Here is a 22,462-nt window from a genome sequence, read left to right on the forward strand (position 1 = left end):
ATCTCGCCGCAGTCAAACCTCTGTGTTCTCTGTGTCTCTGTGGTGAATCCCCCCAAACACTACCCGAAAAACCGCTGGTAATCCGCCATCAACCACCCCGGTAACGTCGCTTGAGCGTTGGCAAAACTCAACTGGTCGCGACGACAATACAACATCGCCGCCAAGAAGCAGTTGAGAGATTTCGGACGGCTCATTCCATGAGCCAATTCTGCTTTCAACTGACCGAATAACGACTGCTCCGCCTCCGTGCGGGGTAAACGCTGCAAGCCACTCCCCACAAGGTTTCGCTGAGCTTCACCCATTGCCCCACCATAAGCCGCTTCCAGTTGTTCGGGAGGCAAGCTCAGCCAATACTGAGCCAACAATTGCCGTAGTTGGCGCAGTTGGGCGATCGCGTTAGCATCGTTAGCGTCAATTTGGAACAAATTCAGAAAAGTCGAAAGCCGCTTGAGAAACTCCGGACTCGGCGGTTGCGCCTCCGTCCCCGCCACCGTCACAGCGCCTTCAAACACCTTCTCATAATCCGCAATCAACCACTCCGGAAGCCGACTCCGAGCGTCCCGAACCTTCATCTGGTCCGGAGGATAGAACAACATCGCCCCCATCAACGCATTGAGAGACTGCGGTTTATCCAAACCCATCCCTAACTGCGTCAACTCCTGACGGTACTGCATATCCGCCTGGCTGAGAGGTTCCTTCTGAAAGCCGCTTCCGAGTAAAATTCGATAGCCGCGACCGAGATCTCCTTTATAGACCGTTTCCAAGTCCCCATCTGGAACCGTCATCCAATGTTCCGCGAACTTCCGGCGAATCTGGTGCAACTGCGCGATAATCGACTGGTCGGAAGGGTCGATTTGATAGAGATTGACCGTTCCCAACAGGCGATTGAGGAACTTAGGACTGTTAACAGGATCGTCGGGAATCTCCGTCGGAATCTCCGCCGCTGGCGTCGTCACCGTCGCCGTCGCCGCCTCCGGGGTAAGAACCGACTCGAACACCGCCGCATAATCCCCGTACAGCCACGCCGGAAGTCGCGTTTGAGCGTTTTGCACCTTCATCGTTCCCGGCGGGAAAAAGAGGAACAGCCCCAAAATCGCATTGAGAGCTTTCGGCTGTCCCGACTTCCACACCTGCGCCAACTGTTGCTTGAGTTGGTTTTCCGGTTCGCTAATCGGCTCTTTCTGGAATCCACTTCGCAGCAAAGCCTGATAAGCGTTCCCCACCTCCGAAGCATAGAGCGTTTCCAACTGTTCCGTCGGATGCGCCATCAACAACTGACAAAGTTGATACCGCAGTTTCCGCAGTTCCGTCGCGTTCGCCGTATCCGAGGAGTCGATGTCGTACAGATTGACACAGCCGACAATCCGGTTGAGAAAGGCGGTGAGGTCCGTTTGGGGTTGTGGCGGCGGCGTCGGCGCAGGAGGAACCGGTTCGGTGGCTTGAGGTTCCGTTTCAAACACCGCTTCGTAATCCGCCACCAACCACGCCGGGAGGCGGTTTCGCGCGTCTCGGACTTTCATCTCGTCGGCGGGATAGAACAGCATCGCCCCCATCAACGCATTGAGCGCCTTGGGTTTCGTCAATCCCGCCCCCAATTCCGTCAGGTCTTGGCGGTACTGGGTATCAGCCTCGCTGAGGGGTTCTTTCTGGAAATCGCTTTTCAGAATGGCTTGGAAGGCTTTGCCGATTTCGCCAGTATAGGCTGATTCCAGTTGCTCCGTCGGTAGCGTCATCCAATATTCGACCAATTGTCGCCGCAGTTGGTGCAGTTCGTCGATAATGGACTGTTCGCTGGGGTCGATGTAATAGATATTGCAGCAGCCGATAGTGCGGTTGATAAACACTTGGCTGGTGGGGTGTTCGTCCGGTTGAGACGGCGTGGGTTGCGAGACCCCTTCGTTCACCAATCGTTCGAGGAGGCTGGCAAATTTCGCCCCGAACGCCTTACTGTCGAGGAACGGCGGCGTTTGCTGCATTCCCTGTTGAATTTGTTGCCGTTTAGCGAGGCGGAAGTTAGCATCCGTCGCCAGTTTAGTCGCCAGTTGAACGTACCCGTCTTCGCTGTCGGCGATGAGGTCGGGGATTTGCAGCTCTCGCAGCAAGGCGGCGGACTGACGGAATCGCAGTTCTGAGCCTTCCATCGCCACGATGGGCAGTCCCACCCGCAGGGGGTCGAGGACAGAGGCGGCACCGGAGTAGGGGAAGGAGTCGAGATAGACATCCGCCTGTTGGAGAGCTTGGCGAATATCGGCTCGATTGGGCAGGGTTTTGATGAGGAGGAGCCGTTTCAAATCGACGCCGTACTTACGAAATGCCCCTTGCATCTGTTTGAAGAAGGGCATTTCGAGCTGGGGATGCCGTCCCCAGTTGGGACCGAAGGGGTAGATGGCGAGGATGGAGTTGGGAACCGCAGCCAGGAGTTTCGCCCAGGTTTCCCGCAGTTCCGGGTTAACTTTGCGGAAGTTCGCCCCGGACATAAACACGATGGTACCTTCGGGAAGTCCCCAGGTGGAGCGGTCGAGGTTGACCGTGGGGGTATCGGTATCCGGGGGAAATTGGAAACAGAGTCCGGAACCCTCCACGGTGACGAGTTTCTCGCTGTAATGGCTGGGGTCGGTGGCGGTGAGGGAACCGCCGATATAGACATCCAGATTCCGCATTCCGGTGGTGGTGGGGGCGGAGAGTCCGGTGGTTTGGATGCGGGCGAGGCGGTGCAGGGACAGCAGCGTGAGGGGGTAAGACCGGGCGGTGATATTCGTTCCAATCAGGAGTACGTCCAGGTCGTCGCTGCGGACGGCGTTCACCATGTTGGGGAGGTTATTCGCCGGGAGGGTGGTGAATTTATCGGCCCGTTCTCGACAGTATTGTTCGTGGGGGTGTCCGGTGGTTTGTAGGCTGTAGAGGTACACCTCGAAGCGGTTTCGGTCGAGATGCTCGAAAGCGGGAATAGTGGTGAAGGTTTCGGCGGTGGGGAGGTAGTTGAGACAGAGGACGCCGAAACGGAGCTTGCGGTGCGACCCCGCGCCGGTTTCCGGCGCTAGGGAACGCGCACCAAGAGAGCGGTTTTGGGGACGGGGTGGGAACTGGTAGTCCAGTTGGGAACCGGCCTGTTCGAGGTATCGTTCGAGGATGGCAGCGCGTTTTTGTTGGATGTCCCGTTGGTCGCGCTGGCTGAAGCAGAGGGGGGTGAGGTTAGCTAGGTTAGCGAACGCCTGGGTAACGGTTTTCCAGGTGGGGTTGTCGGGGTTGCTGAGGATTTTGTTGTGGAGGTAGGTCGTCCAGTGGGTGAGGTATTGGTGATAGGCGTCTACTTCGCCCACGTCTTTGAACAGACGGGGCGACTCGAACATGAAGTTGAGGTAGGTTCCGGTCATCCAACTGGGGATGGGGGCGTTTTGATATTGGATGTCGAACTGGTGGGGGTAGCCGTAGAGGGCGGCGGCGAAAAAGGCTTGGATGGCTTGGGGTGCGCCGAGTCCCTGGCTGAGTTTTTGGGACAGTTGGGCGATGGTGGTGCGGTCGGTGTCGGTGAGGGGTTCGTTTTTAAGGGAACTCTGCCACAGTTGTTTGTAGGTTTGGCCGAGTTGTCCGGTGAGTTGGGGGTGGAGTTGGTCGGTGGGGAGGTTGAGGAGGTGTTGGGCGACGGCGGTTCGGATGCGACGGAGTTGGTCGAGGGCGTCGCTGTTGAGGGGGTTGTGTTGGCAGGTTTGGAGGAGTTGAGTGGCTTGGGGGATTAACTGAGAGAGAGGTAGGTTTTCTGTCTTTTGTTCCATAGCTCGAGTGTCAGAAGTCGAAACGGTTGCAGTCAAGGCAGGAATTTTTTTAAACCGGATGCTTTCCCCCAAAGAGGCTTGAGGTAGAAAGGGTAACACTTGTTGCTTGGTTTCGTTCAGGATATGAATATAATTTTGATAAATTAACGATAAAGCTTCAGGATTTTTTTCGACTCGATAAAAACTCAAATTTGGATCGTAAACATTGGGTTCTTTTTCTTTGAAGCCATGAAAATGGTAAAAAACAAGAGGTTGCTCGTCTACCCAAAATTGACCGTCTTTAAATTGAATATTGAATCGATCGACATTCCACGGTGCTAAATTAGCCCCTTTATGCTGTAAAATAGCGACATTTTTAAATCGAATAGGTAATTCATTTAAATACTTTTGATCGGCAAACTTTCCGTCTTTATGATAATCGTGACACCATTCTAAACATCGCTCTCGCCACCAGTTCAGTCCTGCTAATCCATGAGAGTCTCGGCGAAAGCACACCCAACCGGCATTATAAAGTCCGTTAAATTTTAATCCTTCGAGTTTGGGTGGAAATCGATGTTCTACGACAGCGATCGAACGCTCTCCAATTTCTTCATAAATGGGTTCGAGATCGGAAAAGAAAAACTGATCTGAATCAACATAAGAAATCAGATCGATTTTGGAATCTTGACTCAAAATGTATTTAGCTAAACAGGATTTGCACGTAAAGTAATATTCTACTAAAGTGCGATCGTGTTTGGCTTGGAGAAGCCCTCTATCTGCTTGTTCCAGGGTTTCTAAATCAACCAACTTGAGGTGAGGAAGTGCGAGTTGTTTGAGAACTTCGTAACAAAGGCGATCGAGACATAAAACCCAAAGCTCGAAAGCTTGGCAGTTTTGAGTTAAAGAGCGATAGAGTGCTAAGCCTTTGGGTAGATAACGATGGTCGAAAAACGTGCAAAAATAACGCATCAGGTGAGCAGGGGTAAATATCTTCTACAATCCTATCACTAAGTAATCGAGCTAGATGACTCTTTTCTGGAAAAGCCAGGCTTTCAGAACTGCCGTTTATTGGAACGCGGCCAGGGTGGCTGATAGTCCTGCTTCTAAAGAAGTTTTAGGATGCCATCCATACAATTCTCGTGCTTTCTGGTTTGACAAAACATTTACTTTAACATCGCCTGGGCGATCGGGTATAAATTCTTTTTTTATAGTCTTTCCTGATAATTTTTCAAGCTCCCGAACGATTTCCAGAATAGAATAGCCTTCCTGAGAAGAAATATTCACCAATGAAGACCCTGGCTGCTGAGAGGCTAATAACATTGCTTCAATAACATCGTCAATATAAATATAGTCTCGAACAGCATCTCCAGCTCCATAGATTTGCAAGGTACGATCGTACAATAAGCAGCCAATAGCGACAGCAACAATTCCTTGGACTCTCCAAGAGTGCTGACCCGGACCAAAAGGATTGGAAATTCTAAGAATATTTACATCTAAGGGAGTCGTTCGGGCATAAAAGTTTAGATAATTTTCGATGGTTAACTTACTTTGACCGTAAGCAGATTTGGGCATTAAGGGATGATCTTCAGAAATCGGAATTGTTAGAGGTTCTCCATAAACAGTTCCTCCCGATGAGGCATATACGATTTTTTTGACGTTATTAGCGATGCAAATTTCTGCCAATCGAATAGTTGGCAATAAATTTGATAAAACATCATAAACACTACTTTTTAAAGTGCGGCTTGGAAAGGTTGTAGAAATTAAATGAAAAACTGTATTTACTCCTTGTAAAGCTTCTGATAATGCTACATCATCTAAAAAGTCTCCATAAATAATTTTTACATCATCCAAAATATCTTGAATTCGACCGATAGAGGAAGTTGGACGAGTGAATATTTTAGGTTTTATGCCTTTTTTGACTAAGGCTCTTGCTAAGTTTCCTCCAATAAAACCAGCACCGCCTAAAATTAAAGTCTCGTTCATGTTGACTGACTCAGGTATATTGCGATCGCTTTGCTTGATTCTCGCCATCCTCGAATTCCCAAGCCACTAACAAAGCTCCCTAGTTTCATGCTCTAGATTTCCGTTCGTAAGGTTGGCGTGGCAGCAGCATCTTTGCGGAACCAAACACCAGTGTAATCGATCGGCTGTAGGTTAAACTGCACGTGCCACTGAGTTTGTAAATCCTCGATCGCCTTACGGCAGCCTTCCCAATGTCCATAGTCGTCGATTTGAACTGCTCCTCCGGAAATTACGCGATCGTAGAGATGTTGGAAAATATCGATCGTGGATTCGTACCAGTCGCCATCGGCATGGAGTAAGGCAATTTCGCCAATTCGATCGCGAGTGGCGGGTAGAGTTTGGTTAAACAACCCTTTAACGGGGATAACAATATTTTCCACGCCAAGGGCGCGACAAACGACACTGAGGTTTTCCTCGATCGGCGCACCTAAAGTTCCTGCACCAAAACCTGTATCGTTGGCGGGTACGCCGTTGGCTCGATCGACCTCTGTGGGATCGGGCATTCCTTCAAATGTGTCGAAAGCATAAACTTGTCGCGGACGGCGACTATAACGTGCAATTGTCGCGGCGATTAAGGCAGCCGAACCGCCTTTACAAGTTCCGCACTCGACAACGTTACCGGGTAAATCGGTGAGACAAATTTCTTTGGTCAGACGATAGAGGGACAGCAATCGTGCCTCACTGAGAAAGGTATAAGGTCGCACGACTTGCAGCCAGTTTTGAAACTCTTCTAGTCCATCAGCGATCGTGCCATCGGATACACCGCTGACGGTGAAGCTTTGTAGGTGTGACGGCAAGGTCCAATTGACTCTAGGATCGGGCAGGTGGCGCACCGGCTGTACGCACCCTCGCCAAGCAATACCCATAATTTGCATGGTTTGGTAGACAAGCGTGTTCCAACCCTGTTGGCGCAGGTATGCTAACCCTTCAGCGACATCGGGCGAAGCCAAATCGTGAAAGACGATCGCGGCATCGGCGGCGGCGAGTTGGGCGCAAACTTTGGCGTCTTGTAGGGGGCCGGGGCGTTCGTGGTTGCCATCGATGAAAATGAGCGACCACGGTTGTTGTTTTTGGCGGGCGAGTTCCTGCACGGCTTGGGGACTATACCCTGGAACGAGATTCACGCGATCGCGCACGCACGCCGCTGTTAGCGAATCGGACACAGTTTGATAGATTTCCGGTTTTTCTAATAACGGATCGACGACATCGAGGTGTACGCCAGCTAATGCTAGGTGACAGGCTGACCAACCCATCCAACAGCCAATTTCGAGGGTGGGCTGTCCTTTGAATTTTAGGGCGATGTTATAGAGTAGGTGTGCTTCGTCACGGCTGAGGAAGCCGACGTTGGGGCTGCGGCGATCGACATACCAGTTGTGAGGAATCTCTTTACGCAGGTAAGGCCAGGCGATCGGGGCTGTATTCCCTACAGCTAGATTGGGGAAGTAGGGATCGGCATTGACTAAGGTTAATCCTGGCGAGATATAGTCGCGATCGCCCCATTTGAGTTTCCATCCCTTTTCGATCGCACGTTGCGAAGCCTCTGGCTTTTGTGCGTCTCGAAGGAGTTGACCCAAGCGAAGATAAGCATCCGCTTCATAGGGATTGTTCTGAATAGTGGTATAGAGTTGTGTAACGACTTCAGAGGTCGATCGATCGTTTTTGGACTTGTTTCGATTTTGCATATTGTTTTGTGAAGTGACGGAAACTTTACTAAAAATCATTTCTTCTGTGTAAGCATCTGCTTCGATATTTCTTTGAATTTCGAGTGGATGTCGTAAAGGAAATTTCATTTCCTGAACTAGTAAATTTTCAAATGGACTGTCAGACTTTGTATGGGTTGCGTGTTCGCCAAAGCCAATATTAGACACTAGATTAACTTCGGGCAAAACAATCAATCCATTTTGCTGCCAACAAGCCAATAGCCAAGCATAGTCCCAAGTGTCAAATCCTTGATAGGACATCTGAAAAATATGAGACCAGTATTGTGCAACTTTTGGATGCTGTAATTGTCGCTCTAGCCAGCCTGATATTTTAAGTTGAGGCCATTGACTCATGCTTAAATCGTAGTGTTGCCAAGCACGCCGCCAACTCGCCCATCCCCAGATATGGTTATATCGAGAAAAATAATATGAGTATGGTGTTCTTTGTTGTCCGAACTGGAAATTATCCCCAGAGATGGCCATGACTTTATTGTCATGACGATATTTTTCCAAAAGTTCTTCACAAAAACGAAAAAAACTCGGATGGGGTACACAGTCATCTTCTAAAACAATTGCTTCTTCAACTGTATCGAATACCCAATTTAATCCGCTAGCAACTCTTTTTCGGCAACCTAGATTAACGTCTGAATAGTTTTTTAAAACTTGGCAGTCCCAGTCTACGCGATCGACGATTTTTCTCGCGGCGACACATCGATCGACTTCTCCAGTGCGATCGGGACGCGGTCCGTCGGCGATGACCAGCAATTGAGGAGGTTGAGCTTGTCGAATCGCCTCAAATACTCGTTCTGTTGTGTCTGGCCGATTAAAAATAATGAGAACGACTGGGGTTTTCAGTTGCCACTGGGTCATCAGATAGCCTGGATCTCGCTCAATAGGGCAGGCAGAAATTTAGCCAACTATAGTCTGACATCGTATCATAGGAAGGGACGATATCTATGAAAAGCGAGTTCCCCAATTTTTACGATTCCTGAAATACTACTTTGTTTATGCCAGTGTCGGACTTATTTTGTTCTCAAGCGTTCTGCATATTGATAAGCTTTTCGAGCTGCATCTAACTTCCCTTGTTCGTTTAAGATATCTCCAAGCTGACGGTATAACTGGGAAGAAGTCGGTTGTTTTTTGATTTGTTCGTAGTAACGAGATAAATCCAACAAAGTCTGTACGGTTGATTGTTGATTTTGAAGTTGTGCTTGATGAACAACCAGCAGAGGAAGCTCCGTTTTGTCAATCTTTAATTGATTCAACCCATAAAAAAGCATTTCCGATGCTTGCAAATTGTTATTTACAGATTGAACAGTCTGGAGAAGTTTAACGATTACTGTTCGCTTCATCAGAACAAAAGAGAGCAGAACAAAGGGATCGATCAGTTCTGGTAATATTTGGATAGCTTGATGGTAATTATCGTGGGTAGAGGAGTGAGTGAAAAGTTTCTGGTTAATTGTGTTATTTGGTGACTGAATCCATCCAGCCGACCAAACACCATCCCAATCTTTCTCGCAATCTTCGGTTAGGCGATCGATCGCATAGGAGATAAATGATTCGTTATATTGAATCCCTTCATGTGCAATCAGGATGTAATCTTCTTGAGTTTTGTTAAGAAGATAAATGAGAGACTGAAAACCATTATTTATATGTTTGTTCGCTGTAAGAAATACCTGAGATACTAAAGAACGATGCCGCGAGCAAGTTTGCCATTTGGGTAAATCTTGCTCTGTTTTTTTATTTCTAGATTCTTTGACATGAATAAGACCGACAGGAATTTCTTGCGATAAAAAAGAACCGATTTTAACAGCATTTCGCTGTTCTCGAACTCTTTCGATTTCCTCTTTTAAAAAATTTTCTTCGTCAGTGAGAGATAAACTGTTGATTTCAGTTGGAGGCATTTCATAAAGGGAGGTTCCGTCTAAAATATGATTACAAATTCGATCGAGTGTTTGATCGATACCAGGCTTTAAATCTTCAAAGCTTGTAATCCGAATATCAAGATAGTGACGGTTCTTGACCCCAAAAGATTTGAATTTCTGTGAAAATCTAAAGAAATAGGTATGTGTGAAACGATAAAGTTTTTGGAAATCTTCAACTTGCAATTGAGCGGAAGGACTAAGTAATCGATCGATAACCAACCGTAAATTTTCTTTGTCAAGCTTATCTTGATGAAGAACGTGAGATAATGCCTGGCGATAAGTTGAATTTTCAAAAACGACTGTTGGGATACCCCGAGCTACAGCTTCAATAGAAACCGTGCTAAAAAACACCATAGCTGCGTCAGTATTGGCCAGTAACGCATAGGAAGTTAATTGTTCAGATGGCATCACAATCCGAACGTTGCTCGGAATTGTCAGAGATTGCTGGTAAGCTCGAACCAAAAAATCTGTTTCAGGCTTACTACCTCCGAGACCTCCGATATGAGGATGATGACGAATAACTAGATACTCATCGCGATCTGAAAAAATTTCAATAATTCTTTTCAATACTTCGATTTGATTGCTGAGTCCCTGATAATCTTTAGACAGAGCTAATTCATCTTCACTAGTGGTGAAAATCGAAAAGATTTTGGCTTCGGATGGAATTCGTAACTGATGGCGAACTTTTGAGTAATCTGTTTGATAGGTATAGAAAGGGTTCCAGTTCGTATTTTTTCCAGCTTCTCGTTGATGAAAGTAGCTACGAACTTGTTCGATTTCACTTTTCCGTAAGGGAACGTGCTTCCATGCTTGAGTATAGTGAATGAGCGGTTTAGTCTCAGAACACGTCGCATTTTGACGAAAACTGAAACTATCGTCAATAGAACCTCGTTCGTGGGTCAAGACTTCCAGACCCCGAGAACGTCCAAGTTCAAAGGCTACTCGATAGGGAGCCATCCGGCCGTTAAAATGAACGATACGATCTGGCTGAAACCAGTCCAGTATCCGAGACAATGCTTTATAGGTTACGACACCATCAATTAGATATCGTCGATGAACTTCCCGAACGTCGGAACGCTGCAATCCTTTTGCAGTGATTCTAAAATAGGTATAAATTGATGATGTAACCCATTCACCAATTGGTAAGTTTTGATAGCGGGCATTAGCATAGTCATCTGGAGCGACTGTTTCAACCCATTGCTTAGCTTGTTCTCTGTCGTCAGACTGAATAAACTGGCGAAGTTGAACTTGAGGAATTTGAAAAGCAGAAAATAACTGCTGACTTGCCTTGGCACAGGATTGGCAAACATGATTTTCTGCCTGAGTTGGAACATCACGCAGAATAGTGCAGTCTGCATAAAGACCGTCACAGAGAACTGCTAAGGCTTGGCAACCACGCAACTCAAGTGCTTTAGCAAGAATAGCATCGACTTGGTTGTGAATTCCCCACTGTCCGTAGGGTGCAGAGAACAAGATTTTGGGTTGGGATGTCATCAACTTAAATGAGTGTATTCAAAAAATGAGTGTATTCAAAAGGACATCACCTTGCAAGATAAATCGTGTTTTTGATAGGCAAAAAGTTTGAATATAAAATCGCATTGGTTTTCGATCGCCCGAATTTCTTCATCTGTTAATATTTTGCGGTAATGACCAATGTGAGATGCAGAAATGCTTTTTCCATACAAAGGGCTAAACCAAGCATCTAAGTTATCTTGTTGACCAAACTCTGGTTTTCGTCGTTGCCAAATATTGTCTCGATCGAATCGATCGAACTTCAATCCTGTATGCTTTTTGAGTTTGGCAACAATGGAGTCTGGATTAGTGACTAAAGACTCATATTGAACCCAGATCAGCTTTTCACGAAAGTCAACAGATTGAGATTGTTTGACTAAGCAAGGCAAGTAATAAGAACTATAAAGAGAAGACAACCTAATAATGTTTCGATTAAAGTTGGCAACCGATCTCTCTTTAATTGGAAGATCCTTCTTTCTTTCTGCCACTTTAATCATCGAAGCGATCGTATCTCTCGGATCTCGAACGATTAAAACAAATTTAGATTCAGGGACTAATTTATGAACGGTAGGAAATAGAGTGGCCATATATGGCCATCTTAAAATCAAATGTTCGGCGGCGGGATACTGCTGCTTGATATTGCTCAAAAAATTCAATATCCATGATGAATGAAACTGATGAAATTCATCAAAGCTCGCGAAATAATCAGCAGTTAGTTTAAAATTACGCTTTCCTTGATGGTAAGCCGAGACCAATTCGTGAAAGTAGGCGGCTCCCGCGAGAGGAGGGTTGACTGCCGAATCCAAGCTGAGAATACTTTCTAATAAGTGAGTCCCCGATCGAGCGCTACCGCCAATAAAAAAATAAGTCATAACAAACTCAAATTCGATTAACCCAATTGGTATATACTACAAAATTTCCCAGGTCAACGGAGTTCCTGCCTTGATGTTTACATTCACAAACTTACCTAAAAGTCGATCGTAATATTTTGGCGGCAATCCATAGCCGGGTCGTATGGCTCTCAAGTTCTCTGGAGTAAACACGTCACCGACTTTCATATCTTGCACGACATAAAGGGAACGCCGAAACACTTTCGATTCTTCTTCAGCTTTAGTGGCTCCATACTGAACCTTCCCTAAAGCTTGCCAAGCGCGTTTGGATTCTATCACAAGTTGACGCATTTCCTCCGGTTCCATCGAGAAAGTGGAATCAACTCCGCCGTCAGCACGGGATAGGGTAAAGTGCTTCTCAATGACTCTGGCTCCGAGTGCTACGCTGGCTACCGCAGCACCAACTCCCATCGTATGGTCGGAAAGACCTACCTGTACGTCAAAAAGTTCCCGGAGGTGGGGAATCGTGAGTAGGTTACTGTTTTCGGGTGTAGCCGGGTAGGTACTCGTACATTTGAGCAAGATGAGGTCTGTACAACCTGCCTCCCGAGCCGCACGAACCGTTTCATCGAGTTCGGCAACCGTGGCCATTCCCGTTGAGATAATCATCGGTTTACCTGTACTGGCAACCTTGCGGATGAGGGGAATATCGGTGTTCTCGAACGAGGCGATTTTATAGCAGGGAACGTCTAACGATTCGAGAAAATCAACGGCGGTTGCATCGAATGGCGTACTAAAGGCAATCAGTCCCAATTCTCGGCATTTTTCAAAAATGGGTTCGTGCCATTCCCAAGGGGTATACGCTTGTTGATAGAGCTTGTGAAGCGATTGACCGTGCCAGAGCGAGTTGGGATCGTCGATAAAAAACTCGCCCTCCTCTAAATCGAGGGTCATCGTGTCGGCGGTGTAGGTTTGGAGTTTGAGAGCATGAGCGCCCGCTTTGGCAGCGGCTTCGACAATTGCCAAGGCGCGATCGAGTGACTGGTTGTGATTGCCAGACATTTCGGCAATAACCAAAGGGGGATGCTGCGGAGAAACAATGCGGTTCTGGATTTGGATGGGGTGCATACAGCAGGCTTTTATGGTAGTTTATGACACTAGCTTAACACTTTCCGAAAAAACATAATTAATGGCACTCATTAAATGATTTAATTCCTCTAATGTATAAAATCGGATGTTTTTCGTAAATACTTCACCTTGTAGTTTTCCAAATTCCCACAGTTTGCCATTGGAAACAATACCAAAAATTATTTGACAGGATAGGTTATCGTTCAATTTCTGTGCTGCCACTAACTCAGCCAAACATTGTCCCCAACCCTCATCAAAGTTATCTTTCTTGGCTTCCACTAAAATCAAATAGGGTTGTCCTAAAATAATTTTTCCTCTTGGGGAGCGTTGGGCAACAATATAGTCGGGGATACCCGATAAAGTTTCGTTGTATATCAATGGCTGATGGCTCCAAAGCTGTAATCGATCTTTATATTTTATCCAAATCTCTTTTAGTATAGGAGAAATAATATTTTCACAGATTGCGTATTCTGAGTTAAAAACAACACCATCTTGAAGAGTGGTTTGGAGTCGGGACAGAAAAAAAGGCTCAGCTTCAAAGGATAAATTTTGAATAAAATTATCCTCTGTGTAAGTTAGCGAAAAATCATTCAATACAGATTCAATGTTCTTATAGCTGTTGAATGACATTATATTCTCCTAGATGTTTTTTATAGATGCTTTTAGGTGTCGTTTTTTAAATAGAAATCTCGATTCATAGATGCTTCTGTATTGTATTTTTTCTAGCTGAAGATAGCAGTGTGAATTTAGGAGCCAGAAAGGGTGAAGATATGGTTGAAAGATATGCTTGAGTAGAACCTTCGACAAAGTGATTGGTTGTGATTTCCCGACATCTCAGTAATGATATAGGGGGATAGTCAGCCCCAACAGGCCGGTCGGAAATTCTCAAAGTCATTTGTCAAATTTCACATATCAAAAGTTGAGGTAAATCATGAAGTATGAATTATCTGGAAGCTGAGTTATGGATTTAAATTCTAGTTTTTCAAAGAACTCTGGAATGCGTGTTGTAATTTGAATGACTCCTCGGTTTTCACCGATCAAGCGCCGAACCAGATTCGATCCTATCTGTAAACCTCTGAAATCAGGATGTACCGCCAAACTCTCTAGGGTTCCTCCTTTACTGTTGGGGGCTAGATAGGTAAAGCCTACAATTTTTTCATTTTCTTCGACAGCAATATAGACTGGAAAACCAATTCGATACTGTTCTATTAACCGATAAAAAACGTCCCTTGGTGGTTTAGGATAGCAAGTATCTAACAAGTCTCGCAATGCAGGTAAGACACCGGTTAAATCGTTGCGACGAGAAATTTTAATATTGCTTTTCATTCAAAGATATATTTTATTTATTGTTTTCGAGTAATTTGACTTTTAACGAATATTGCCGATCGTACAACTCAAAGAATGCTGGATATTTTTCATTATCTACTACGCGAAGTAGATCGAATTGCTCTGCCAGAGAACGGTTGACATCTAATTTGCTATCTTTGGGTCTCCGTCGAGGATAAAATGACTCCTTTCCAACTTGCGGTTTGGCGGACTGTAACACCGCTGGATAGCGGTTTACAAACTCTCGGCACAGACGTAAGGTTGCTTCTGCTTGAGTTTGCCTTAGCTCGTCGATGAGTTCGTGTCCCTCAAACTCTAGCCATTCTTGCAGATAAATGTCTCCGCTGTCTACCCGGTCAACGGCTTCAAAGAGCGTAACGGGAATTCGGTTCTTTCCTTCTAGGATTTGCCAGGTTAAGGGCGACCAGCCTTTACCATTGGGTAAATCGCTTTCATGAACGACGAGGTTATTGTGAAACCTTGCTAAAACCTCACTAGAAACAATTTGACCGCAACTGAGATAAAAGCATAAATCTCCAGGTCGTAACTCTTCAACTTCATGAGTCCATAAAACTCTGTGTCCATCGTGAAGCCAGCCTAAGACGAGATCGCAAAGGTAATCGTTCAGCCAGCTCTGGTTGTCGGAGAGAATGCTAAGCGAAAGACGCTCATTGCTTGAGACGCTTGGGGGGGGGGGAGATTGTTCCTCAAACCCCAATCGTAAAAAGACTGCCCGCGATGCTGTATTTTGCGATTTCACGTCAGCCCGAAGATAGGTTGCTTGGGTGTTTCGTAGCAATTGCATTCCTAATCGAACGAGTTGAGTTGCCCAGCCACGACCCCTGACCAAGGTATCGAGGGAATAATCGACGATTGCCTCTTCGCCTTTGAGATCGAACCGAATCTGACCAACTGGAAGACCGTCGGCGTCTAAGACTCCCATATAACAGTTCGGGTCGGCAAGTTTCTTTTGAAACCAAGCTTGATGGGTTGCCCAGGAAATCGGATCGGTTTGAAGCGACTGGCGGCGGACTTCAGGCTCGTTGACCCAATCGTAATATAGTGGAGCATCTTCAGACCGAGCCAGTCTCAATTTGAGTTGACTGGGTGAGGTGGGTTTCAAGGCTTCCGCCACTCGCATTGCTCCCAATCCATCCACTTGAAGCCTCGCTTTAGCAGACATCTCCATGAGATGGGAGGGATTTTGAATGAGCGAATCGATCGAACTTCGTAACTGCTCCACATCCACGGTTTCAGCCGTTCCCAAATACGCGATCGATCCCTGACGCTGGAGAGCCTGACAGGCCGAAACCTGATTCTCAGCAATACTAACCACTAGAGTTGGCAGTCCCAGACACAACCGTTCCCAAGTCGTCGTTCCCCCTGCCCCCACCGCCAAATCTGCCTGAGCCATCAAATCGGCGAGATGAGGGCGAGAATGATATAACACGGTATGGGGTCGTTGCGCCACTTGCTTCTCGATTTCGGAGCGATGGGGATTGGTCGCGCCAACCACCACATCCACAGTCAACGACTCGAACTGAGGAGCAGACAGGGCTTCTAAGGTTTTCCCGGTCATGTTCTGGGAATCGGTTCCCCCGAAGAACACCAACACCCGCCGCACCTCCCCTGTCCGAGGGGACTGCGTTTGGCGGTACACAGCATATTCAGGTCGCAACAGGCTGTAACGAGACCCAACGAGCAAGCGGCAACGTTCTGGAACGAGTTCTCGATAGCGGATTTCGCCGTTAACACTCTCGTTTTGATCGAGTAAGAGGTCGCAGTCGTGGGGACGGTTGGCTAAGTCGTCCAGAACCATAATTTGACGAACATGGGGACGCAAGTGCCGTTCCCATTGGCTGTCAATACCATAGTGATCGACAATCAGCCAATCTGGTTTTTGACCGGCTAATGCCTCGATGGTCTCTGCGGCATCGATATCCTGAGACACCCCAAGCCACGCAGCATAATTTTCTTCGAGGTCGATCGACTCGTTACTCTTACCCGTGGCAGGAGGAGAGGGCAGAACAGTCACCGGAAATGCAGCTTGACTGAGGAGATGAATGAGATTCCCTGGGAGGTTGCGACAAATAAATTGAACCTCAACGTCTCGGCGACGCAACTCTTCCGCCAGTGTCCGACACCGAATCAGATGCCCCGTTCCGATTTGCTGAGATGAATCGACTCGAAAAACGACCTTCATCATCACCAAAACTACAAATCCTCGGGATTTACGCCTAATTGCCGTAATCGCTCTGCCATTTTTTGCGATTTTTCCCGTTCCACCTGTCTGGATTTCTCAATTTCCATTAAGCTCTCCAGCCGCTCTCCCTTCTCAGGAGAATAAAAACGAAAACTGCCATCCTGCAAACGTCGTAGCTCTAAACCCAATACTTCTGAAAATAGGATTAAGCTAGGTTCGTTAGCCCGAGGAAGAATCGGAAAATAATTACCATCTACCAAACGAAATCCTTGAAGTGAAGGGCTTAAATAATCTGAGGTGGGGTCATACTGAAAATACTCTTGAACGCCCAAGTAGGCATAGAGTCCTTTCTTAATACCTTGGTCTTCACTGCGGGTACTTTTTGAAGTAATTTCTAAAATAAAACTCGGCAGTTTATTATTTTCTTCCCAGACCTTATAAGATAACCGTTGCTTGTCCTCAACTCCAAACACCACAAACACATCAGGAGCAACAACGGCTCTAGGATTACCCCGTTCGTAGTAAACAAATAAGTTTCCTGAAACATAGACATCTGAACGATGCTGGAAATGCAGCTTCAGGGCTTCCGTCCCATAAATCAAATAATCCCGAGCTGCGTCACTTTCCGCCATAGGTAATCCATCGCAATCAGGATACTCAATTTCATTCTGAATCTTGTTCAGGGACGTAGGCATCGATCGTTATCCTATAGCGTCGTATTAGATACACCGTACCACAAGTCTCAATCAATCCGTCTGCCTAAGATAAACCCTTCAGCTGCCCTCTTTCCCACCGTTGCCCCTCGCCAACGCGCTAACGCCTCGACCGCCTCACGGGAACGGGGATGGGGAAAGTCTCGGAGTTCTTCAGTATAGGCATCTAATGCTTTTAATTTACAGTCTAAAGTGCTGGAAATATCCACAAACCAGTTGGGAGTAAATGCGGGAGCAGAACCGGGAGGTTGCCACTCCGTACTCGACGGGACTTCAAAAAACAATAGGGTTCGCACTGGATGTCCTTGTTGAGGACGACAAGCCGTCACCACGGCTTGATGGACTCGTTGGTGGTCGATATTGACATCGCCGACGTGGTGCGTCAAAACGGTATCGGGTTGATGTTGGGCGATCGCCCCTTCAACCACTTTCACAATATCGAGTAAATCCACGGTGTCGAGTCGGTTGTCCGGAAACTCCCCAAAGCTAACCGACTGGATACCCAAACAATCAGCCGCTTTTCGAGCGGCACTTTGACGTTGTTGCAATGCCTCGGAGTCCATCCCATCACGAGCGGCAATACCATCGGCAAGGAAGATAACACGAGCTTGCACGCCTCGGGCTGTGTAGCGAGCGATGGTTCCACCGCAACCGAGAACTTCATCGTCAGGATGAGCGGCAATAATCAGGATGGACTGACTCATCGTTAAGTCGAAAGCAGAGGACGATCGAAACTAGACACGATGATAGAGATCGGCGATCGCGATTTCAACAGGAATAGAAGCCAAAGGAATTTTAGCATTGAGATCCTCGTGAATCGTCAAGAGCCAGTGGCGATCGTCTTGTTTCACGTGCTGTTCGATTTGAACGCCATCTTGTTCGATGAGTAGATATTCTAGAAAGCTTGGAAGACTCCGATAGGTAACAAATTTTTGGCTGCGGTCATAGTTGCGAGTCGAGTCGGAGAGAACTTCGATAATGAGTCTCGGGTTGGTAATAGCGGTGGTGTCGTTGTCAGCTGTAATAATCGGTTCTCGAACCACAACCACATCTGGGTAGGTAAAAGTACGATTTTCTGGAATCCATAGCCGTTGGTCGCTATCAAAGACCTGATAAGGTGTGTCTTTGAGGGCAACCCCAAGGGCAATAATTAAATTGACTTTTATTCTATTGTGTCTTGGGGATATTCTATTGTGTCTTGGGGAACCCCCAGCCATTGGAAGAACTGCTCCATTAATATATTCATGGCGTTCGTTGGCGCGAGTTTCTAGATCGAGGTATTCCTCGACTGAATAAATATGTTTTGTGGGTACTTGTATGCTCACAACATCCTCTTCCTTGATGCGCTAAGTAGCCCCAGAGAAAAAAAGGAATGTGTGTAAAGGATTATTTCAGACCTCGAAGGTTGACATACTTAACAGAATGTCCGTGGCGCTCTCCTCGGGCTTCGAGTCCCTCGGTCACGTGAAAAGCCAATTCGGACTCGGATTCAAACATCTGTCCGACTAATTCATCACGTTTAAGATGCTCCCACTCCAATTCAATGGGATTCATTTCGGAACAGTAGGGTGGCAAGAAGAATAAGTACAGTCCTTGAGCTTCCCATTGAGAGAACTTCTGCTGAACTACCTTACTCGTGTGAATCGAACCATTATCGAGTACGATGACGCGGATTCGACCCGTAAGTTCGTAAATTTTCTGGGCTTCATGGGCTTGCTCGTCCATCAGCTTGATGAAGTCTTCACTTTTCCAACTGCCCAAGGCCAAACTACAGACAAAAGTCACTAAGGGTTGCCATAGCCCTAACAGACTCACTCGTTTCCCTCGTTTCTTCGTCTGTTCTTGCCGTTTCTGTTCTCCCTTGAAGTAATAGCTGTAGCTGGCGGCACTCCACAAACAGCATCCCGATTCGTCCGTGTAGAGTAAGTCAATCTCTCCAGCCGCGGCAGCGAGTTCGAGCATTTCCAGGTCGTTTTGCTTAGCTAGGCGCTTTTGGGGGTCTTGTCGTTGTTGATGGCTTATTCGGGTCCGCTTCCAAATGACCCCCTTTTTTTGAGGATCTGACGCAGATACTCAGGACTCAGGTTCACTTGTCGTTCGCGGCGCAGTTTTTCCGCCAGTTGCTCGCTGTTATAGGTTCTTGGGTCATTTCTGAGGCAGTTTTCTAGATATTCGATGTCTTCTTCATTCCAAGTTTTTTTCCGTCCCCGTCCTTGGGCTTCCCACAGTCCCCCTAATCCCTTATCTATCCAAGTCTTGAGAGTTTTCCTCACCGTCTTGACCGTTTGGTGCAGGTGCTCGGCTATCTGTTCGACATACCACCCTTGGTGGCTCAGACGAACGGCTTCGGCTCGGTCTTTGACTCGCTGACTCACCGTCGTTGCCTTCCTCATCTCCCAGAGCGTTCTTTCTTCTTCACGGTTGAGAAACACTCTCAGTCTGGCTCCCATACCTCTGACTCCTTTCTGGGGAAACACTTTATAATCTGTAATATACCTCCTTTTTTTTTGTATGACCTGCTTAATACGTACTACTATTAATTTTAAGAGCGATCGAGAACTAGCTGCTATTTATTTCGAGCGACCCAATAAGTCTTTTTCTAAAATCAACGATCTCTCCAATAAAAACTCACAGAAGACAAGATCGTGTTCTGTATCAATATCTATTCCACGAATCCAGGGCATCTGGTATGCAGCAAGTGGATAGCTGTAGTAACACTTTTCCTTTCTAAAGCGATCGACATCAACAATTGTCACGGCTCCGTTACACCTTACCAACTCCGGAACTTCTTGTTTTTTAGCCTTTGCTCCTAGTCGATCTATCCATTCTGGATGTAGCGGACTGAGAAATCCTTGCTTATCCAATTTGAGCGCACTTAAAGGAGAAGGTTCGAGCTTTGTAACACTCATTAGAAAGTTGGCATCACTTTCTAAATAACGATCGAGAGAAGCATGAATATCAAAAACAGATCTAAATGGAGAAGATGGAAGGAGTATAACTAATGTGTGAAAGTGTTGTCCTTGAGCTTCTAGCTCATCTAAAGCGTGCAAACATACATCGACTACTCCAGCCGGATCGACAGCCAACTTATGAGGTCGTACAAATGGAACCTCTGCACCTAAATTTTGTGCTTCTTCCGCAATTTCTCGATCCTCTGTGCTAACCACAACTCGATCAAAAACATCCGCTGCCAAGGCGACTCTAACTGTCCAATCTAATAAAGAGCGTCCTCCTAGTAACCTTAAATTCTTTCTAGGTATGCGCTGAGAAGCTGCTTTAGCAGGAACGAGTGCTAATGTTTTTCCTAGCTGTCGGTGACTCATTCTACATCTGACCATTCAACTTGTTTACCTTCAGGACATTCACGACGAATACGCCGTCCGATCAGTTTCACAGCTTCACTCGGCGAAATACCATATCCAGGTCGGCGGTAATCGAACATCTCCTCAGTTAAAATTTCACCGGGATAAATAGAAGTTTTATAAAAACAACTTCTGCGAGTCGCTAATCTTTTTTGCCGTTCTGTGTCTGTCATCAAACGACGAGGACGACCTAGTGCAGTTTCCACATTCCGGATAGTTTGCACGAACTGCTTCATGTCTTCTGGTTCTAAGGAAAAAATATGCTCGACACTTCGAGTCGTTCGATCAAGTGTAATTGTCTTCTCAACTAAATTGGCTCCTAACGCAACAGCAGCAATATCCATTTCCCAGCCCGGTGTATGATCGGAATAGGCCACTGGGACTTGAAACATTTGCTTCAAGGTCGGAATGATTCGTAAATTTATACTTTCTAAACGTGCAGGATACCCTGAAGGACACTGATGAATAATGAGGTTCTCATTACCTTCATGTAAAATCAGATCGACAGCTTCTTCCACTTCACCAATTGTCGAGTTTCCTGTATCTAGCTGAATACACATTCCTGTCTGTGCTGCCTTTTGGATGAGAGGATGGTGGTTAACATCCGAAGAAGCAATTTTAATCGAGTGACAACCCAACTCCTGAAGAAACTCAATATCTTCTGGATAACCGACTGTAGCGAAGAAAGCTAAATTCTCTTCATCGGCAGTAGCTTTGACTGTCTGCCATTCGTCTCTACTTAAGCTACGCCTGAGCAAAATGTCGTATAAGGGTTCTTGAACTTCTTCGACTTGTCCTGACTCCCTGTCCAACAAAACTTTGTAGGTAAACAATTGCTGTTTATCAGAAACCAGTCGATCGACATCAAAAATTTGAAACTTCACAGCGTCAGCACCAGCTTGAGATGCTAGTCTAACGAGCTGCTTTGCATACTCTACTCCTGAGTGGGTTGCACCTGCCTCAAACGTTATAAAACAAGGATACTCATCTCCGATTTTTCGATTCCCAATCTGAAAACTCATTTTTTTAACTCCATTTTTTAAATTCTAAGGCAAACCTATTCAATTTTTTCGATCAAAAACCAGGTGATGTCATCTTGTGGAAACGTGGCATCACGATGATACACAAACCCATAATCTACAAGCTTTAACCTGCTAAATTGATCGAGCATCTCACCTGCAAAATCTCGCTTAAATAGTTTACCACTGTGACCCCTATAAATTACCTCCATTGGGGCTGGATTGTAATACTCGCACAAAAGTATGTATCGGTTAGTACAGCTATAAATTTTATGATAGACACGATCGAGCATATCAGGATTAATATGGATTAAAACTCCTTTTATTAAAACCAAATCAAAAGTTTTATTTGTAGAAAAATTAAAGATAGAACCGTTAAATACATTTTCTCTTCCGAGCAGAACTTCTAACTGCTTTGCTGCATCCAAATTTATTTCAACTCCGAATTGATGTATATCAGGATAGAGAAGAGCTAAGGCTTGTAAGTTCATGCCCACATTTGCACCAAGCTCAAGGCACGAGCTTAATTCTTGAGCCGATCTAAGTGCATGAGCAAAAAATGAAAGGTTAGAAGCTAAGATATGTCTGCTCGTGTTTCGGGCAATATAATCTGTTCCAAATTTACCAGCCCAAAACTCTTCTTGTTCTGTTTGAAATTTTTTCGAGTTCATGTTTTATCCTGCAATTTTCTGAATTAGTTTATCTCAATAAATAGTTGTATTGTTGGCGCAATATCCACCAGGAGTCACAGCACGGTACACACCCAACCACGCCATAATATCGCTGTGGGGTTGACCGTGCTGCCGATACCTTAAGGGAGATGCCACGTAAAGGACTCCTTCCACGAGTTCCGCTTTTTTAACGTGAGGCATTCGCTTACTTCCTCCCCGTTCCGGAATAACCGCAATTTTCATAAAGCTTCTTAACCGTAACATGATATGCAAGACTTTAATTGAACGTATCTCCTTGA

16 protein-coding genes and 1 pseudogene are annotated in these 22,462 nt (G+C 46.1%); all 17 read right to left on the reverse strand.

What is annotated here, in order from left to right:
• Positions 1–59: 59 nt before the first annotated feature.
• Positions 60–4,721, reverse strand: a complete 4,662-nt coding sequence (locus GEI7105_RS28765) for an O-linked N-acetylglucosamine transferase family protein (RefSeq protein WP_017658919.1) — start codon at positions 4,719–4,721, stop codon at positions 60–62.
• 96 nt (positions 4,722–4,817) lie between these two features.
• A complete protein-coding gene (locus GEI7105_RS0102565; RefSeq protein WP_017658920.1) occupies positions 4,818–5,735 on the reverse strand; it encodes a GDP-mannose 4,6-dehydratase in 918 nt (305 codons plus the stop codon).
• A 92-nt stretch (positions 5,736–5,827) separates the two neighbouring features.
• Entirely contained in the window at positions 5,828–8,344 is a 2,517-nt protein-coding gene (locus tag GEI7105_RS39200) for a TylF/MycF/NovP-related O-methyltransferase (protein WP_017658921.1), read from the reverse strand.
• 152 nt (positions 8,345–8,496) lie between these two features.
• On the reverse strand, positions 8,497–10,893 hold the full coding sequence (locus tag GEI7105_RS0102580; RefSeq protein WP_144053647.1) for a tetratricopeptide repeat protein: 2,397 nt from the start codon (positions 10,891–10,893) through the stop codon (positions 8,497–8,499).
• Positions 10,894–10,928: 35 nt separating this feature from the next.
• Positions 10,929–11,783, reverse strand: coding sequence for a sulfotransferase family protein (locus GEI7105_RS0102590; protein WP_071591953.1), 855 nt, complete (start codon positions 11,781–11,783; stop codon positions 10,929–10,931).
• Between the two features lie 36 nt (positions 11,784–11,819).
• Positions 11,820–12,869 (reverse strand): pseudaminic acid synthase, encoded by a 1,050-nt coding sequence (gene pseI / locus GEI7105_RS0102595; protein ID WP_017658925.1) that lies wholly within the window; start codon positions 12,867–12,869, stop codon positions 11,820–11,822.
• A gap of 21 nt (positions 12,870–12,890) precedes the next feature.
• Entirely contained in the window at positions 12,891–13,499 is a 609-nt protein-coding gene (locus tag GEI7105_RS0102600) for a hypothetical protein (protein WP_017658926.1), read from the reverse strand.
• Between the two features lie 282 nt (positions 13,500–13,781).
• The gene (locus tag GEI7105_RS0102605; protein ID WP_017658927.1) at positions 13,782–14,195 is read right to left on the reverse strand and encodes a GNAT family N-acetyltransferase; all 414 of its coding nucleotides are present in this window, start codon (positions 14,193–14,195) and stop codon (positions 13,782–13,784) included.
• A gap of 13 nt (positions 14,196–14,208) precedes the next feature.
• Entirely contained in the window at positions 14,209–16,401 is a 2,193-nt protein-coding gene (gene pseG / locus GEI7105_RS0102610; protein WP_202804380.1) for a UDP-2,4-diacetamido-2,4,6-trideoxy-beta-L-altropyranose hydrolase, read from the reverse strand.
• A gap of 8 nt (positions 16,402–16,409) precedes the next feature.
• Positions 16,410–17,093 (reverse strand): Uma2 family endonuclease, encoded by a 684-nt coding sequence (locus GEI7105_RS0102615; RefSeq protein ID WP_017658929.1) that lies wholly within the window; start codon positions 17,091–17,093, stop codon positions 16,410–16,412.
• A 47-nt stretch (positions 17,094–17,140) separates the two neighbouring features.
• Entirely contained in the window at positions 17,141–17,815 is a 675-nt protein-coding gene (locus GEI7105_RS0102620) for a PIG-L deacetylase family protein (protein WP_017658930.1), read from the reverse strand.
• Positions 17,816–17,845: 30 nt separating this feature from the next.
• The gene (locus GEI7105_RS0102625; protein ID WP_035492415.1) at positions 17,846–18,436 is read right to left on the reverse strand and encodes a Uma2 family endonuclease; all 591 of its coding nucleotides are present in this window, start codon (positions 18,434–18,436) and stop codon (positions 17,846–17,848) included.
• A 61-nt stretch (positions 18,437–18,497) separates the two neighbouring features.
• A pseudogene (locus GEI7105_RS35775) lies at positions 18,498–19,561 on the reverse strand (IS630 family transposase).
• A gap of 120 nt (positions 19,562–19,681) precedes the next feature.
• Positions 19,682–20,434, reverse strand: coding sequence for an acylneuraminate cytidylyltransferase family protein (locus GEI7105_RS34290; protein ID WP_071591955.1), 753 nt, complete (start codon positions 20,432–20,434; stop codon positions 19,682–19,684).
• Positions 20,431–21,495 (reverse strand): N-acetylneuraminate synthase family protein, encoded by a 1,065-nt coding sequence (locus GEI7105_RS0102645; RefSeq protein WP_017658935.1) that lies wholly within the window; start codon positions 21,493–21,495, stop codon positions 20,431–20,433. The genes GEI7105_RS34290 and GEI7105_RS0102645 overlap by 4 nt, the downstream gene beginning before the upstream one ends.
• A gap of 35 nt (positions 21,496–21,530) precedes the next feature.
• Positions 21,531–22,163, reverse strand: coding sequence for a pseudaminic acid biosynthesis-associated methylase (locus tag GEI7105_RS0102650; RefSeq protein WP_017658936.1), 633 nt, complete (start codon positions 22,161–22,163; stop codon positions 21,531–21,533).
• A gap of 33 nt (positions 22,164–22,196) precedes the next feature.
• Entirely contained in the window at positions 22,197–22,406 is a 210-nt protein-coding gene (locus GEI7105_RS39205) for a hypothetical protein (RefSeq protein ID WP_202804381.1), read from the reverse strand.
• Positions 22,407–22,462: the final 56 nt, after the last annotated feature.

Source organism: Baaleninema simplex PCC 7105, from assembly GCF_000332355.1.
Taxonomy (GTDB): domain Bacteria; phylum Cyanobacteriota; class Cyanobacteriia; order Cyanobacteriales; family Geitlerinemataceae; genus Baaleninema; species Baaleninema simplex.

Bases quoted from the DNA above. Each gene is read 5' to 3' on its own strand.
- GEI7105_RS0102620 (WP_017658930.1), bottom strand. From the start codon at position 17,815: ATGAGTCAGTCCATCCTGATTATTGCCGCTCATCCTGACGATGAAGTT.
- GEI7105_RS0102645 (WP_017658935.1), bottom strand. From the start codon at position 21,495: ATGAGTTTTCAGATTGGGAATCGAAAAATCGGAGATGAGTATCCTTGT.
- GEI7105_RS39205 (WP_202804381.1), bottom strand. From the start codon at position 22,406: ATGAAAATTGCGGTTATTCCGGAACGGGGAGGAAGTAAGCGAATGCCT.
- GEI7105_RS0102650 (WP_017658936.1), bottom strand. From the start codon at position 22,163: ATGAACTCGAAAAAATTTCAAACAGAACAAGAAGAGTTTTGGGCTGGT.
- GEI7105_RS39200 (WP_017658921.1), bottom strand. From the start codon at position 8,344: ATGACCCAGTGGCAACTGAAAACCCCAGTCGTTCTCATTATTTTTAAT.
- pseG (WP_202804380.1), bottom strand. From the start codon at position 16,401: ATGATGAAGGTCGTTTTTCGAGTCGATTCATCTCAGCAAATCGGAACG.
- GEI7105_RS0102615 (WP_017658929.1), bottom strand. From the start codon at position 17,093: ATGCCTACGTCCCTGAACAAGATTCAGAATGAAATTGAGTATCCTGAT.
- GEI7105_RS0102580 (WP_144053647.1), bottom strand. From the start codon at position 10,893: ATGACATCCCAACCCAAAATCTTGTTCTCTGCACCCTACGGACAGTGG.
- pseI (WP_017658925.1), bottom strand. From the start codon at position 12,869: ATGCACCCCATCCAAATCCAGAACCGCATTGTTTCTCCGCAGCATCCC.
- GEI7105_RS0102565 (WP_017658920.1), bottom strand. From the start codon at position 5,735: ATGAACGAGACTTTAATTTTAGGCGGTGCTGGTTTTATTGGAGGAAAC.
- GEI7105_RS34290 (WP_071591955.1), bottom strand. From the start codon at position 20,434: ATGAGTCACCGACAGCTAGGAAAAACATTAGCACTCGTTCCTGCTAAA.
- GEI7105_RS28765 (WP_017658919.1), bottom strand. From the start codon at position 4,721: ATGCGTTATTTTTGCACGTTTTTCGACCATCGTTATCTACCCAAAGGC.
- GEI7105_RS0102605 (WP_017658927.1), bottom strand. From the start codon at position 14,195: ATGAAAAGCAATATTAAAATTTCTCGTCGCAACGATTTAACCGGTGTC.
- GEI7105_RS0102600 (WP_017658926.1), bottom strand. From the start codon at position 13,499: ATGTCATTCAACAGCTATAAGAACATTGAATCTGTATTGAATGATTTT.
- GEI7105_RS0102590 (WP_071591953.1), bottom strand. From the start codon at position 11,783: ATGACTTATTTTTTTATTGGCGGTAGCGCTCGATCGGGGACTCACTTA.